Below are 15,262 nucleotides of genomic sequence, written 5' to 3'. Positions count from 1 at the left end.
GAGAACGGATCCGCATCGGCGCCGACATCACGACTGCGTCGTCGCCCACCCCCGCCTGAAATCAGCAACACCTGCGGAGGCAACCGCACAAGCAGAGAGGAATCGTCATGACAGGACGACTCGCAGGAAAAGTGGCACTCATCTCGGGTGCCGCACGAGGTCAAGGCAGGTCCCACGCGATCCGCATGGCACAAGAAGGCGCGGACATCCTCGCATTCGACGTATGCCGGCAACTCGACACGGTGCAATACCCCCTGGCCAGCTCCGAGGATTTGAAGGAAACACAGCGACTCGTCGAAACACTCGGACGGCGCATCCTGACCGCCGAGATCGATGTACGCGACGCGGACACCATGGCGCAGTTCGTCGACACCGGGGTGGCCGAGTTCGGCCGGCTCGACATCATCTGCGCCAACGCCGCCTTCACCTGCTTCGTTCCCAACACCTGGTCGATCACCGAGCAAGAGTGGGACGAGATGATCGGTGTCAACCTGACCGGGGTGTGGAAGACCGTCAAGGCCGCCATCCCCGCAATGATCGAGGCGGGTCATGGAGGGTGCATCGCCATCACCAGTTCGTCCGCAGGTACCAAGGGTATGGTCAACCTCGCACATTATGTCTCCGCCAAACACGGTGTCGTCGGCCTGATGCGGACACTCGCCAATGAGCTGGCTCCGCACATGATTCGGGTGAACACCCTCCATCCGACTGGCGTCAACACGAAACTGATCAACAACGATCACGTCCGCGGGTTCCTCGAGACGCACCCCGAGTGGGACGCCAACATGGCCAACGCGCTTCCGGTGGACATGGTCGAACCCGAGGACATCAGCAATGCCATCGTATGGCTGGCGTCCGAGGAAGGTCGCTACGTCACCGGAGTCAGCTTGCCGGTCGACGCCGGTTTCGCCGGTCGCTGACACCCGTGGTGCCAAGTGCGCCACCCAGGTCCGGGGGCGCCGCTTACGCGGCGGAAGAGGAAGAGTAGCTACCGGTCCTCTCCCGCCACGTGAGCGGGCAGGAAACGACAATAACGGTCCCCGTAGCCCCACCCCGCCGGTGCCCCTCCAAACCGAGAACACCTCACCGGAGGGCACCGGATTGGCGGCGCATACCCCGGTCGATCAGAGAGAACAGATGCGGTCATGCCCGAACACCCTCAGCGTGAACATCCGTGGACGAGGTCCGGATGGACACCGGATCCGCGAACCCGTCAGGTCCGTCGCGAGCATGAGCACTCTGCGATAGAAGCCGATGTGCGTAAGTATCGACAACGACATCGGCAACGAACACAATCCGGAACAACTCGCCACCGTCCCGGGGTCGTACGCGACGAAACCGAAGCGTTTCTGTCGTTCGCTGACATCTGGGCGCCTTTCGGTGGCCCGCCGGAGGCGGAGCTATTCGTCACCTATGGGATCACGAAATCGACTTTCTCCGAGCGACTCTGGCACATCCTCGCCTCGAGGAAATGTGATCGAAGCGTCGCCCAGCGGCTCTGGGCCGCCTACCCGCCGCCATCTCGTTGAGGAGTGCACCCGGTGAACGGGTGCACGGCCTCAGACGATGCCGACACCACCGGTGAGCGCAGAGCGGGTCAACGGACCGGGCAGGGTCATCGCGACCATTGCGTTGTCATCGCAGTCGAGGTCAGATCGCGACGGGAATGGTCCGCCGCGGACCGATTGGGGGCGCCGGTTGGCAATCGCCGGCCTTTCCGGAGGGAGTTTATCGGCGGGGTGTTGCGCGTATACCGGCCGGGCGCATCATCCGGCGTCGGCTGTCGCCACCAACTCGTCGATCGCTTCGGGCGCCAAGGCGTCCTCGATGACCGCCAACGCGGCCCCTCGCAGCCCCGCGTCGTCGCCGAGGCGCGCACGAGTGATGACCGTGGCGCGAGCGGATGAGGGAAGTGCCGACTTGTAGATCGACTCCTGCATCCCGACGAGGAACTGGTCACCGGCATCGACCAGATACCCCCATACCGTCACGACGTCGGGGTTGAGGAGATTGATGACCGACGCCATGACCTCCCCGACGTGACGGCCGGCCTCGCGCACGGCCTGGCCCGCAGGAACGATCCCGGAGTTCGCCAGGTCGGCCACGTCGCGGGCGGTGTGCGCCTGGAAACCCTGCTCCACGAGGGACGCCGCCAGGGCTGGTCCGCCGGCGATGGTGTTGAGGCACCCCCGGCTCCCGCACGGGCAGGGCAGGTCCACGCCCGCGATCTTGGTATGGCCGATCTCGCCTACCATTCCGGTGGCCCCGCGCACCACGTTGTGGTTGATCACCAGACCGCACGCGACAACAGTTCCGACCTTCAACGACACCAGCACGTTGGCGTCGCGCCACCCCGTTCGGTGTTCTCCGATCGCCATCAGGTTGACGTCCCTGTCTACGAAGGACGGTGCATGGAACGACTGCGAAAGACGCTCCGCGAAAGGGAAGTTCACCCAAGCGCGACTGCCCCCCGCCCGGTTCGACGCCGGAGCCGTGGAGATCTCGACATCGCCGGGCAGTCCCAGTCCGACGCCGTACACCTGGTCGGCGGAAATTTCGAGTTCCGCCAAGGCGTCCCCGAAAACAGTGCAAATGAGCTCGATCAACGCGTCCGGTCCGTGCGACACGTCGAATTGGACCTGGGTGCGCCAGAGTATCTCCGCATCCAGGTCGGTGATGGCGAGCATCGTCCCACTCATGCCCACTTGAGCTACCAGGGTGACGCCGGCGGCCGCGTTGAACGCCAACAGGCTCGCGGGCCGGCCTCGACCCGGTGACGTTTCTCCACCGGTCGTCAGCAGTCCGATCTGCTGGAGAATGTCGAGTCGTTCGTTGACGGTCGAGCGGGCCAGCCCCATCGACTTCGCCAATTCGGTGACGGTCTCGACCTTTCCGAGTCGGACCAGGTTCAGTACCTCACCGGTCCTCGCCATTCGGCCACCGGACCGTTTCACAGGTTGTGTGCCGTTGCCGGTGATGCGTTGTGCCCGGCGCGTCGACGGCAGATCCTGGGGCGATCCGCCACCCCCATTTAACGTCATGAAATCAGCATATACGCCGACGTGAGTGGGTATCCATCCTATTGACGAAACATTTCGACATCATTATGGTGATTTCCGACATATACGTGGCGGGTGGGTTCTCGGTGCGCCCGTTCCGTCTGCCCGGTCCGCTGACCGCCTTCGAAACAGCGGTGCGAACAATGACCACTCAGAGGAGATCTCCAGATGAACGTCCCACACGCGAACGAACTCTTTATCGGTAGCCGTTGGGTGGCTCCGCAGGGCAGTGAACTCGCCGATGTCGTCGCGCCCTTCGGCGGTCGGGTGATTCGCCAACTGCCTCGACCCACCGTTGACGACGCGAAACTCGCCGTCGCGCAGGCCCAGGAGGCCTTCGGCGCCTGGGCCGACCTGACTCACGACGCGAGAGGTGAGATCGTCACGAGATTCTGTGGCGCGCTGGACAAGCGCCTCGATGAGATCGTCCGAGTCTGGGCACTCGAGGCCGGAATGCCGTTCCGCAACGGCGATGAACTCACCAAAGCCGCCTCGGATCTGTGGAATCGGGCGCTCGACGAGTCCCGGACCGCTCCGTGGATCGAGACACGCGAGACCTCGATGGGACGTATCGAGGTTCGCCAGGAACCGATCGGGCCCACCGTGGGGATCGTGGCGTTCAACGGCCCGCACATGCAATTCGCACTCGCAATCATCCCCGGCCTGCTGGCCGGGAACACGATGATCATCAAGCTTCCGCCCGAATGCCGGATGCTCGGATATCTTTTTGCCGATGCGGCCGCCGAGGCCGATTTCCCGCCCGGGGTCTTGAGCATCCTCGCCGGCGACGCTGACGTCAGCCAGTACCTCGTCGAGCATCCGGGGATCGCGGCCGTCCACTTCACCGGCGGCACCGAGGTCGGGATGTCCGTCATGCACGCGTGTGCCGACCGCGTAGCCAACCTCGTGCTGGAGTTGGGTGGAAAGTCTGCCGCGATCGTCGCCGCCGACGCCGACCTCGATCTTGCGGTTCCCGCCCTGGTCGACGCGATGGCCCTCTACAGCGGTCAGATCTGTGTGGCTATGACGCGACTCCTCGTCGCCCGGGAAATCCACGACGAGGTCGTCGATCGACTCGTCGCCGGCCTCGAGGCGCTGACGATGGGCGATCCCGCAAACCTCGACACCACCTGGGGCCCGCTCGCGGCACCACGTTTCCTGGACCGCGCCGAAAACTACATCGAACGGGCCGTCGCCGGCGGTGCGACCATCGCCACCGGAGGCGCCAGGCCCAGCGGCTTGGAAGGGTACTTTCTCGAACCCACCCTGCTGACCAACGTCAACAACGACATGGAGGCCGCCCAGAACGAGATCTTCGGTCCGGTCTTCTGCGTCATTCCGTTCGATAACCTCGACGAAGCCGTCGCCATCGCGAACGACTCGCGGTACGGGCTTTCCGGGTCGGTGTTCACCACCGACGAGCAGGCCGGCCTCGACGTCGCACGTCGCGTGCGCTCCGGTGTCTTTATCATCAACGGCACATTCCCGTGCCTCGCAGCGCCCTTCGGGGGAGTGAAGCAGTCCGGATTCGGTCGCGAAGGCGGCCCTGAGGGGCTGTTCGCGCTGACCCAGACCAAGAGCATCACCCTCTCCGTCGCTGCTGGCGCGACTGCCTAGCGGGCCGGCGCTGCACTTCCCATGGGCCGTCGAGCGAAAAGCTCGGCGGCCCAGGCTGTATCAGGTAGCCCGGCAATTTCCGCCTGCAACGGCCTTCGCGGTCATCCGAGACCGGGATATGTGTGACCGAGATCTCGCGAAACCATTGACGTCGAGAATCGACAACATTAAAGTGAAAATCGACGTTAATGAGTCAGCCGCTGTCGGAGCCCTCGAAAACCCACGCTTGCTGACCGACCCACAGTCTTCCCATCACACATCACAGAGGTGCAGCATGACCCGCGCGTCCGCACACAGCCGAAACCCCAAACCGGCACATCACCGTCAGACAGGCCGCCGCCGATACGCCCTGGTGGCCGCCGCACTCCTCGTCACCGGCGCTGCCACCGCCTGCGCCTCGAACTCGACCGGCACTGCGAACGCGAACTGCGACACAACCCCGTACGACGCCGCGATCACCGCATACACCAGCGGTGACGTCATCGGCAAAGGCCCCTACGGTGAAACCTCCGTACCGGCAACATCGATCGAGCTCACCGACGCCGAGGTGACCCAAATCCGCGCCATGAACTCCACAGCAGCGGTCGTGATGCACTTCTCCGGGGACAGCTGGAGCAACGCCCAGGTCGAGGCGCTCAAGGCGGAGTTCGACAGGCTCGGCATCAGAATCGTCGCCCAGACCGACGCCCAGGCCGATCCCGCCAAACAGTTTTCCGATATCGAAACTGCACTCTCGGCCAGACCGAACATCATCGTGTCGATCCCTTCCCTCGACCCCGTCGCGCTTGCGCCCGCCTACCGGAAGGCCGCCGACGCCGGCGTCAAGATCGTCTTCATGGAGAACCCGGCCGAGAACTTCCAACCGGGACAGGACTATGTCTCCGTCGTCGCGACCGACAACTACGGAGCCGGTGTTCTCGGCGCACACCAGTTGGCGAAAGCCCTCTGCGGCAGAGGCGAAGTGGGTGTGATCCACCACGGCGCACAGGCACCGACGAATGTTCTGCGGGAACAGGGTTTCACCGAGACGATCGCGAAAGACTACCCCGACATCGACATCGTCGAGAACAAGGGACTACTGGGTCCGGACTGGAAGGGCGAGGGAAACTCGAACGTCAACGCGTGGCTCACCAAACACCCCCAACTCGGCGGAGTGTGGTGCTTCTTCGACGCGCCGTGTGAGGGAGCCATCGATGCCGCACGCGCCTCGGGACGCGACTCCCTTGCCGTCACGACGGTGGACCTGGGAAACAACGTCGCCATCGACATGGCCCAGAACGGATTCGTCGCCGGGATTGCCGCCGCGCAACCATACGACCAGGGAACCGTCGAAGCGAAGCTCGCAGCCTACGCGCTCCTGGGCAAACCAGCTCCGGCCTTCGTCGAACTTCCCTCTCTCCCCGTCACTCGCGACAACCTTGTCGACTCATGGAAGTCGCTGTATCACTCCGATGCCCCCAGCGACCTCCAGCAGGCATTGGACAGCGGACGATGAAAGCCGCGAACGATGCCTCGATCGCGGTCTCCATGCGGGGCATCCACAAATCCTTCGGCAAGGTGGACGTCCTGCGCGGGGTTGATTTCGAGCTACGTGAAGGCGAGGTCCATGCCTTGCTCGGCGGCAACGGCGCGGGAAAGTCGACGCTGATGAAGATCCTGCAAGGGGTTCACCGCGCCGACGCGGGCGAGATCACAATCAACGGGGAACCGGCAAATTTCCATTCACCGTCCGATGCGACGGCGGCGGGCATAGGCATGGTCTTCCAAGAGTTCAGCCTCATCCCGAGCCTCTCGGTGGCACAGAACATTTTCCTCGGTCGCGAACCCCACCACTTCGGACTCATCGACGATCGAGGTCTGAACCGACAGGCGAGGACGCTCCTCGACCGCATGGGCGCCGACATCGATCCACGCAGCCTGATCGGAGATCTCCCCGTCGGGTACTGGCAACTCACCGAGATCGCCAAGGCACTGAGCATGCAAGCACGGATCCTGGTGATGGACGAGCCGACCGCCAGCCTCCCGTATTCCGAGGTCGAAGCGCTGTTCGCCCTCATCGCCAGGCTCAAGACACAAGGCATCTCGATCGTCTACATCAGCCATCGAATGGCCGAGATTGCGCGTGTCGCCGATCGCCTGAGCATCATCCGCGACGGCCGCCGGGTCCTCACCGACACCGTGTCCGCAGTCCCACCGGAACAAGTCGCCGAATCCATTGTCGGGCGAGAGATCTTGCACGGTTTCACCAGAACCACGCGTGATACCGACACTCCGCGTGAGATCACCCTGTCCGTGGAGAACCTGACTGCGGGAAACCGTCTCGACAACGTCTCATTCAAGGTGGCAGCCGGTGAGGTCGTCGGCCTGGCCGGGCTGATCGGGAGCGGCCGAACGGAATTGGCACGATGCCTGTTCGGCATCGACCGCGCCGACTCGGGTCGGATAGTGGTCGACGGCACAACCATCAACCCACGTCGGCCACTCGACGCCATCAAGTCGGGTGTCATGCTCGTACCCGAGGACCGTCAATCGCAAGGCCTCGTACGCGAGCATTCGGTCCGGACCAACCTGCTGCTACCCAGCCTCACCCGCTTGACCCGAGGGCCGTTCATCGACGACGACAGAGGCCGTGACCTCTGCGTAGACCTCACGCGCAGACTCGGAATTCGCACCACCGCAATCGATCAACCAGTCGGCCGACTGTCCGGCGGAAACCAACAGAAGGTCGTCATCTCCAAGTGGCTCGGCCTCGGCGAGGTGGGAGTACCACCGCGAGTGCTGATTCTCGACGAACCCACCACAGGCGTCGACATCGCCTCCAAAACCGACATCATGCAACTCGTACTCGACCTCGCCGACGCGGGTACCGCGATCATCCTCATCTCGTCCGAACTCGAGGAACTCCTCGCCGTCGTCGATCGTGTCCTTGTCATGCGACAAGGGCGAATCGACGCCGACTTCGCCCGCGACACCATCCCCGACGAAGAGTCGCTCCAGCTTGCCATCCAAGGAGTGTGAACACCCATGCCCACCAAAGCCACCACCTCGAACGCCACGGCCGGGGCGGAGGAGCCGACCTCCACCTCAGGCATCGCAGCGCTTCCTGACCCCGGCCGACCGAGCATCGCAGCACGATTCGGCAAACTCGAGTGGCGCGACTTCGCAATCTACATCGGCTTCGTCGTCATCTTCCTACTGTTCACAGTCTTCCTACGCGATGACGGCTTTCTGCTGACCAGCAACTTGCTCAACATCGTCAGACAAACCGCCATCATCGCCGTCATGGCGGTAGCCGGAACCTTCGTGATCGCCGCCGCCCAGATCGATCTCTCGATCGGATCCGTTGCCGGACTGTCCAGTGTCGTCACTGCCATGACCATCTCGTCGACCGGCAGCGTCCTGGTCGGAGTGCTGGCAGGACTCGGCACCGGCGTAGTGGTCGGCACCATCAACGGGGGCCTCGTCGCAATCCTGGGCTTGCCGTCCTTCCTGGTGACCCTCGCAATGCTGGGCATCGCAGCCGGAGTTGCGCAATGGATCTCCAACTTCCAGCCGGTGCCCATCCTGAACAAGGCCTTCACCAATCTGTTCGGGTCCGGAGACTTCGGACCCGTTCCCTCCCTCCTGCTCTGGGCAGGACTCTTCGTCCTCATCGGTGTCGTGGTGATGAACAAGACAGCATTCGGACGGCAGGTACTGGCCGCCGGAGGAAACGAGACCGCAGCACGCTTCACCGGCGTCCGCACCAAAAGGATCACCTTCTACGTGCTGTTGATCTCCGCCATCGTCGCCAGCATCGCCGGAATGCTCTACGCGGGCCGCCTTCAGTCGGGCCGGTATCAATGGGGCACCGGGGACGAGCTCTCCGTTATCGCCGCCGTTGTTCTGGGCGGGACCAGCCTCTTCGGCGGCTACGGCAGAGTCATCGGATCGGCGATCGGAGCAGTCTTCATCGGCCTCATCAACAATGGGCTGATCCTCGCCGGGCTGGACGTGAGCCAGCAGATCATCATCCAAGGCATCATCATTATCATTGCGGTCGCCCTCGCGAAGAAGAAGTGAACCACATCCTCAGTACTCCTGAAGGCCGCGATCCGCAGGCTTTCGTCTGAAAAAGACCAACTGACATCGCCGGTCCCGCTCACCGACAGGCGTGAGTACTACCTGGCATCATTAGCGAACATTTCATGACAAGGTGATTGTCAATGGACTCGAATACCCTGATCGAGTTGACTGCACTGTCCATAACCCGACCCGCTCCGGGCGCGAGCGCCGAGACCATGGCCGCATGGTACGAAGCGCAATCACGCCAATACGAACACGACTCGTTGCGAGCAGGACCAGACGGAGCCCGAGACAGCGCCCAAGCCGCACGAGCACACCAGCGGTCACTGCAGTTGCTCCGAGACTCGGTTCGCGCGAACCCCAGCGAGGAGTCGCCGTCACAAGCGCCGTGACGTCGCAACTGCTCGATCTCGACACCATTGTGTGGCTGCTCGCCGGTGGAACTCTGACATTCCGAGAGCGACGACCTGAAAGACCGATTGATCCTGCCCCAGACTCGCTGGACGTCTCACTCGGGTGTCCTCCCCGAGACGTCCGGCGCGGGCGGGGACCCGCAGCCTGCCGCATCTGTGGGTCTCCGCCAATCCAACGCCCCCACCATTCCAACGGGCGGATCCAGCACTCGGGCAGCATCTGCCGAATGGTATGTCGCTGTGCGATGGGTCCTTCTCTCGGTCAGGCGACGTCGACCAGCTTCGCCAAGTCGGCCATCCTGCCCGTCACTCGTGCTGACAGCGCGGTGCGGTTTCCGTGGTGTGGGTATCCGTCCGGCGGCGATCACCTCTCGATCGGTCCCCACGGGTGCGGTCATTTCCGCCCGGCGGTCCATTTCAGGCCCCAGCGGTAGGCCTTGGAGATGTCGGATTGGGTTCCGTTGATGTACCGGACTTCTCGGGTGACGGTCAGTTCGTTGCGTTCGTTTTTCAGGAGGGCGATGGCGCAGGATCGGGCGCGGTTGTCGGGGGAGTCGAGGCGTACTTCCACTTCGGGGCCGTGGGGTGGGTACAGGGTGACGATGCCGTCGGCGGCGGACCAGTTCGGGGTGCCGTCGTAGATGTAGGCGAAGATGAGGATGCGTTTGAAGTCGGCGAGGTGGGCGAGGTTGATGTGGAGGTTTTCGCCGCCGGCGTTGGTTCCGGATCTGTCGTCGCCGTCGAGGGCGATGTAGGGCGGGTAGTGCAGGTCGCCGAACGCGTTGCCGAGTGCTTGCACGACACCCTTGGATCCGTCGTTGAGTTGGTACAGGCATGCGAGGTCGAGGTCGATCGCGCCATTGCCGCCGAAGAGGCCCCGCCGGCCGCGGGTCCAGTTGAGGTTGACCCGCATCGTTCCGGTGTCGCCGCCCTTGGCGAGGGACACGGTGGGGCTGGCCTTGGTGAGGGTGATCTTGCTGCGCTGGACCCGCGGTTGCGGCGCCGGCGTGGGGGTGGGCGCCGGGGGCGCAATGACGGGCGCGGGCGGCTGGGCTGGGGGAGTGGACGGGTATGTGGGGGCCGGCGGGTGGCTGGGGGCGTCGTCGACGACGACACCGTGTTCGGTGACGAGGGCCTTGAGGCCGGTATCCCAGCCGGCGGAGACGTTCCGGATCTTCCATTGCTCACCGCGCCGGTAGATCTCGGCGAGGACGGCGGCCCGTTCAGTGGTCAGGCCGAGGGCTGGGGCTGAGACCGAACCCAGTGTGACGCCGAGACCGGGGATGGCGGCGAGGCTGCCGGGAGCGGAGTCGTCCATGCTCACCGCCAGACGCAGCCTGTCGATGCTGTGGGGCACTTTGGTGACGTCGACGTCGACGGTGCTGGGGCCGGTGAGCCGGACCGCTCCCTCGGGGGAGGCGGGTTGGTTGAAGAAGACGAAATCGCTGTCGCTGCGTACGTTCCCGGTGGTGGTGACCTGGAAGACCATGAGGTCGACCGACCCGGGGGTGACACCGGACACGGTGACGGTCAGCTGCGGTGAGGTCAGTGGGGTGTTCTGGCCGCGGACAAGCGACGTCATGGGTCTCTCCTGCGTGTTGCGTCGGATGAAAGGTGCTGCTCGCCAGGCTTGGCCGGCACCGGGGGCGCTCGTGTTCCGGGGGTGCACCCTGCCGCGGCGTGGCGCGGCAGGGTGCACCGTTGAGATCGGTCGGATCCGGTCGCGGGTGAGGCGCGTCAGCCGACGCTGGCCTTCTCCGGTTCGTCGTCCCGCTCACCGGTCGCCTCGATCGGTTCGAGGGTGCGGCGGTTGCGGATGATGCTGGAGATGAACGCGGCGCCGATGAGGGCGACACCGACGAGGCCGGTGACGTTCTCGTTGACGTGGTAGCCGATGGACACCAGCAGGATCACGGCCAGTGCGCCGATGGCCCAGTGGGCGCCGTGCTCGAGGTACACGTAGTCCGACAGGGTTCCCTTGCGGACCAGGAACACGGTGATGGAACGGACGAACATCGCGCCGACGAAGCCGAGGCCGAGGGCGATGATGATCGGGTCGGACGTGATCGCGAAGGCGCCGATGACACCGTCGAAGGAGAACGACGCGTCGAGGACCTCGAGGTAGAGGAACAGGAAGAACCCGGCTTTACCGGTGGCCTTGGCCAGCTCGGTCGGTCCGCCCTTGGACCCTTCGACCAGTTCGCCGTCTTCGTCTCCCTCGGGAGTGTTGAACAGCTCACCGAGACCGTTGACGGCGATGTAGGTGACCATGCCGAGGACGCCGGCGATCATCACCGTGGAGACGGTGTCCTCGGGGGCGATGTACGCAGCGGTGATCAGCAGCAGGGCGCCGGCGATGATGACGGCGAGCTGGTCGAGCTTGCCTGCGCGGGCGAGGGGCTTCTCCAGCCAGGACAGCCAGGTGATCTCGCGCTCTTCGAGGATGAAGCCGAGGAACAGCATCAGCAGGAACATGCCGCCGAACGCCGCGATCTGCGGGTGGGCGTCGGTGAGCAGGGTTTCGTAGCTGGCGCTGCCGTCGGGGAAGTACGCGGCACCGTCGGCGGGCGGGTTGAGTGCCAGGTCGAGGGCGGCGACGGGGCCGAGGCCGGAGGCCAGCCAGACGATGACGAGGGGGAAGACCAGGCGCATGCCGAACACCGCGATGACGATGCCGACGGTGAGGAAGATCTTCTGCCAGAACTCGCTCATGCGGCGCAGGACGGTGGCGTTGATGACGGCGTTGTCGAAGGACAGCGAGATCTCGAGGATCGAGAGGATCACCACGAGCAGGACGGCCTGGGGGCCTCCGTAGATCGCGGCGATGATGAGGGAGATCACCGTCACAGCGAAGGAGAGACCGAATATTCGCAGAACCACGAAGCGTGGCCTTTCTCTAGTGGGCATGCAGGGTGGCTACTGCAATGGTGTGAACACCAGCGGGCCGAACGCCAGGGGGAGGGCGCGGACGCGTGGTGCGGGCCCTCCCCGACCCACTGAGGTGGGTCAGATGTTGACGCCGTAGTCGCGGGCGATACCGGACAGCCCGGACGCGTAGCCCTGGCCGATGGCACGGAACTTCCACTCCCCGTTGTGCCGGTAGAGCTCACCGAAGGTCATCGCGGTCTCGCTGGATGCGTCCTCGGACAGGTCGTAGCGGACCAGTTCGTTGCCGGTACTGCGATCGACGACGCGGATGAACGCGTTGGTGACCTGCCCGAAGTTCTGACCACGCAGTTCTGCCTCATGGATGGAGACGGGGAAGAAGATGTTGGTGACGTTCGGCGGCACGGCCTTGAGGTCGACGTTGATCACCTCGTCGTCACCGTCGCCCTCGCCGGTGAGGTTGTCCCCTTCGTGCTGGATCGACCCGTCCGGGGAGCGCAGGTTGTTGTAGAACACGAAGTGCTGATCCGACAGGACCTTCTTGTTCTCGCCCGTTGCCAGAGCGCTGGCGTCGAGGTCGAATTCGTGGCCGGTGGTCGATCGCGCGTCCCAGCCCAATCCGACCGCGACCGCGGTCAGGTTCGGGGCCTGCTTGTCGAGGGATACGTTGCCGCCTTTGGCAAGGGTGACGCCCATGGGGGTCCTTTCACACAGGGGATAGGGGCATGCATACAGATGTGTGCCACCCCCGCAGATGTTCGAGCACGCTCACCATAGATCGTGGGGATTCGGTCATGCGAGAGGACGCGCGATTTCGGTGCAAACCGGTTCGCGCGGCGCGTGAACGGTTGTCTGCCTTGAGTAGTGAGCGATCCCGGCACCTCGACTGGAGTCGGTTCTGGTGCTACCAGAAGGGTGTGCGCGCTGTCTGTATACCCAGTAAATGACTCGGCCGGACACGCAGCGGGCATCCACGGTCGGCGGGCAATCTGCACACCGAGGCACGTGCGTGCCCCGTTTCGTCTGGGGTGAACTGGACCCTGAGATATCGCCGAGCAGCGGAACGGCGACGGTGGCACCCACGAAGACCGAAACAGTGATGGACGGCGATGGCGTCCACATCAGCGGCACTTATCCGCGGGTGGCCGGTCGACGGCACTCAGGGGCGTGACGGCCCGACTGTGGGATTACCGGAGGTGGTGCGGATCAGCTCAGCTGGCGCATGCAAGCCTGACACTGCGGTCCTGTGTGCGTCCGGTCCTCACGGGGTGCCGCCGAGTGCGCCGAGCGCGGGCGACGTTTCAGGGAAGCTCCGCGACGTGTCACTTGTCGCAGGCGATTCCGTCCTTGTCGCGGTCGAGCTTCGTCGAATATCCGGGCTCACCCTTGTAGATCGGGGCGGCGCCGGCGGCTCGCACTTCATCGCAAGATCCGTAGCTGACCGTCGATTTCGGTACGGGCGGGAGGGCCGCGGGCGGGCTCGTCGGAATCACGACCGGCGCCGGTGGTGGCGCCACGGCAATAGTGGTGGTGGGAACTACCGGGGCGACCGGCTGCACGGCAGCCGGTGAGGTGCTGACCGGAGCGGCAACCGTGGTCGTCGTCGGTGCCGGTCGTGAGGTGGTGGCCGGTCTGGCACTCGATGCGTCGACGACTCGGGCAACGGACGCTGTCGTGGTCGGTGTGGTGCTGGACTCGGTCTTGCTGCTTCCGCATCCGGTCACGAGCACAGCGCCGACGATCAGGGTGATCGCAAAGGTCGTCTTCTTCACCCAGGGCATGTAATCAGACAAACCGGATCATGTGTATCGGTCAGCCGGTATACATCGCCGATGGGAGAGGGCTCTCACGGCGTGCGTCGCCGAGCCGCCGCCGTCCCGTCGTGTCGGTGCGGTCACGGTGAGTGCGCCAGGGTGGCGGGCTGATCTCTCGGAGGGCCCGATCGCGATGACCGCAGCGGCTTCGTCGGGACACCGCAACGGTTCGCGTCGCTCCCGCGCCCTGCGCGGTCTCAGCACCAACGGCTACGGCGGCAAAAGCCACCACCACCACCACCGCCACCGCCACCGCCACCGCCACTGCTGGTGTAGGCGGGCGCCTCGACGTAAATGTTCCCGTTCTCGTCGAACTTGTACATCGAGTGATCGTCATCGCTGGTGTAGAGCCGGCCATCGGGTCCGGCACGCAACCGGTAGTTCCGCCTTCTGATCCGCTTTCACGATCGCTGTGTCATCGTCGTTGCGGCACACTGCTTGCAGCCCCGAGCGGGTGTCCCACGCATGCCCGATATGCCGTCAACATTCTGGTCCAGCGCGCAGCGTTCGTGGCCGCCGCGTTGGATTTCTCGGCCGATGCGAGCTGCTGGTCGAGGGGGATCGGGGCAAGAGCGGAAAGGTTGATGTCCGGCATGTCGAGTGTGCCGAACCCCTCGGCGAGCAGTATCTCGTTGAGGAGCACATCGGAGTCGGTTGAGGACTGAGCCGCCGCGGGGGCGGTCGTTGAGGTGGTGGAGGAGGTGGATGTCGTGGACGACACACGCGTCGTTGTGGGCGTGGTCGTCGGGGCGGGTGTGGTCGTGGTGGATATCTCCGACGTGCCGTCCGCAGGCGCGCTCAGATACACGTACCCACCGGGAGTCAGGCTTCCCCAGCGGACGAGGTGGCACGAACAACCCGCACCCCGGTGCCGATCGGCGCGAGTTCCGCCAACCGACCCAACACCGCAGCACGATTCGACTCCAGCGATGCATACCCGCCGCAACTCACCGCACCGACATGACTGAGATCGACACGGGTTCGTTGTCCGTCCACGTCGATGAATAGACCAGGTCCGGACCCTGCGGCCACGTCGTACTCGAGAACCGATCCCCGCCACTCAGGCCGCTGCGGCACCGGAACGTGCGCGGCGGTAGCCGTGCGAGCCGAAGGTGTAGCGGCCTGAGTGACGGATCGCTCCGATCGGGAGTCCTCGTCGATGCAGCTGCCGAACAGTGCCAACACCGCAACCGCCCCGAGCCCCCAACCGAACTTCCGCCTTGTGGCCACCACGAACTCCTCTATTACTGCCGGTGCCGTCACCGAGATCCGATGCAGCTTAGACGGTTCAGTGGACGTGGATGATCGCCTCCCCCCGCCACACCGGACGTCGAACTGCGACGCACCAGAAGGCGCGTCGACCCAGTCCCATCGATGTCTACACGTGCACGACTTCGTATGCGCCCGC

Annotated in this window: 12 protein-coding genes; 6 read left to right on the top strand and 6 right to left on the bottom strand. The window is 64.4% G+C overall.

Annotation, left to right across the window (positions count from 1 at the left end; all coding sequences use genetic code 11):
• Positions 1-107: 107 nt before the first annotated feature.
• A complete protein-coding gene (locus tag RHA1_RS36610; RefSeq protein WP_011599136.1) occupies positions 108-920 on the top strand; it encodes a mycofactocin-coupled SDR family oxidoreductase in 813 nt (270 codons plus the stop codon).
• Between the two features lie 846 nt (positions 921-1,766).
• Here the strand turns inward: RHA1_RS36610 and RHA1_RS36605 are convergent.
• Positions 1,767-3,041: an ROK family transcriptional regulator gene (locus RHA1_RS36605; RefSeq protein ID WP_237720390.1), complete on the bottom strand. Its 1,275-nt coding sequence runs from the start codon at positions 3,039-3,041 to the stop codon at positions 1,767-1,769.
• Between the two features lie 186 nt (positions 3,042-3,227).
• Here RHA1_RS36605 and RHA1_RS36600 point away from each other — a divergent pair, with 186 nt between their 5' ends.
• From RHA1_RS36600 to RHA1_RS36585, 4 genes are all read left to right on the top strand, one after another.
• Complete coding sequence (locus RHA1_RS36600) at positions 3,228-4,676, top strand: aldehyde dehydrogenase (RefSeq protein ID WP_007296996.1); 1,449 nt, start codon at positions 3,228-3,230, stop codon at positions 4,674-4,676.
• A 274-nt stretch (positions 4,677-4,950) separates the two neighbouring features.
• Positions 4,951-6,171: a substrate-binding domain-containing protein gene (locus RHA1_RS36595; protein WP_011599134.1), complete on the top strand. Its 1,221-nt coding sequence runs from the start codon at positions 4,951-4,953 to the stop codon at positions 6,169-6,171.
• Positions 6,168-7,694, top strand: coding sequence for a sugar ABC transporter ATP-binding protein (locus tag RHA1_RS36590; protein WP_007296998.1), 1,527 nt, complete (start codon positions 6,168-6,170; stop codon positions 7,692-7,694). The genes RHA1_RS36595 and RHA1_RS36590 overlap by 4 nt, the downstream gene beginning before the upstream one ends.
• 6 nt (positions 7,695-7,700) lie before the next feature.
• Positions 7,701-8,738 carry an ABC transporter permease gene (locus tag RHA1_RS36585; protein WP_007296999.1) on the top strand — a complete coding sequence of 346 codons (1,038 nt, stop codon included), beginning with the start codon at positions 7,701-7,703 and terminating at the stop codon, positions 8,736-8,738.
• Between the two features lie 810 nt (positions 8,739-9,548).
• On the opposite strand, the gene RHA1_RS45375 is transcribed toward RHA1_RS36585, so the two are convergent.
• The 4 genes from RHA1_RS45375 to RHA1_RS53000 all read right to left on the bottom strand — a co-directional run bounded on the left by RHA1_RS45375 (position 9,549) and on the right by RHA1_RS53000 (position 13,533).
• Positions 9,549-10,736, bottom strand: a complete 1,188-nt coding sequence (locus RHA1_RS45375) for a TerD family protein (protein WP_007297000.1) — start codon at positions 10,734-10,736, stop codon at positions 9,549-9,551.
• Positions 10,737-10,891: 155 nt separating this feature from the next.
• Positions 10,892-12,034 (bottom strand): DUF475 domain-containing protein, encoded by a 1,143-nt coding sequence (locus RHA1_RS36575; RefSeq protein ID WP_041813152.1) that lies wholly within the window; start codon positions 12,032-12,034, stop codon positions 10,892-10,894.
• 126 nt (positions 12,035-12,160) lie between these two features.
• Positions 12,161-12,736, bottom strand: coding sequence for a TerD family protein (locus tag RHA1_RS36570; RefSeq protein ID WP_007295564.1), 576 nt, complete (start codon positions 12,734-12,736; stop codon positions 12,161-12,163).
• Between the two features lie 626 nt (positions 12,737-13,362).
• Positions 13,363-13,533, bottom strand: coding sequence for an excalibur calcium-binding domain-containing protein (locus RHA1_RS53000; protein WP_272942787.1), 171 nt, complete (start codon positions 13,531-13,533; stop codon positions 13,363-13,365).
• A 37-nt stretch (positions 13,534-13,570) separates the two neighbouring features.
• Here RHA1_RS53000 and RHA1_RS52425 point away from each other — a divergent pair, with 37 nt between their 5' ends.
• A complete protein-coding gene (locus RHA1_RS52425; protein ID WP_237720323.1) occupies positions 13,571-13,825 on the top strand; it encodes a hypothetical protein in 255 nt (84 codons plus the stop codon).
• 444 nt (positions 13,826-14,269) lie between these two features.
• On the opposite strand, the gene RHA1_RS49755 is transcribed toward RHA1_RS52425, so the two are convergent.
• Entirely contained in the window at positions 14,270-14,575 is a 306-nt protein-coding gene (locus tag RHA1_RS49755; protein WP_007295561.1) for a hypothetical protein, read from the bottom strand.
• Positions 14,576-15,262 lie beyond the last annotated feature (687 nt).

Origin of the sequence: Rhodococcus jostii RHA1 (assembly GCF_000014565.1) — a bacterium.
Classification (GTDB): Bacteria; Actinomycetota; Actinomycetes; order Mycobacteriales; family Mycobacteriaceae; genus Rhodococcus_F; species Rhodococcus_F jostii_A.
The sequence above is the reverse complement of the archived record's forward strand: the minus strand, read 5'-3'. Positions and strand labels throughout refer to the sequence as shown.

Excerpts from the sequence above, each read along its gene's own strand:
- RHA1_RS36610 (WP_011599136.1), top strand. The coding sequence starts at position 108 with ATGACAGGACGACTCGCAGGAAAAGTGGCACTCATCTCGGGTGCCGCA.
- RHA1_RS36605 (WP_237720390.1), bottom strand. The coding sequence starts at position 3,041 with ATGACGTTAAATGGGGGTGGCGGATCGCCCCAGGATCTGCCGTCGACG.
- RHA1_RS36600 (WP_007296996.1), top strand. The coding sequence starts at position 3,228 with ATGAACGTCCCACACGCGAACGAACTCTTTATCGGTAGCCGTTGGGTG.
- RHA1_RS36595 (WP_011599134.1), top strand. The coding sequence starts at position 4,951 with ATGACCCGCGCGTCCGCACACAGCCGAAACCCCAAACCGGCACATCAC.
- RHA1_RS36590 (WP_007296998.1), top strand. The coding sequence starts at position 6,168 with ATGAAAGCCGCGAACGATGCCTCGATCGCGGTCTCCATGCGGGGCATC.
- RHA1_RS36585 (WP_007296999.1), top strand. The coding sequence starts at position 7,701 with ATGCCCACCAAAGCCACCACCTCGAACGCCACGGCCGGGGCGGAGGAG.
- RHA1_RS45375 (WP_007297000.1), bottom strand. The coding sequence starts at position 10,736 with ATGACGTCGCTTGTCCGCGGCCAGAACACCCCACTGACCTCACCGCAG.
- RHA1_RS36570 (WP_007295564.1), bottom strand. The coding sequence starts at position 12,736 with ATGGGCGTCACCCTTGCCAAAGGCGGCAACGTATCCCTCGACAAGCAG.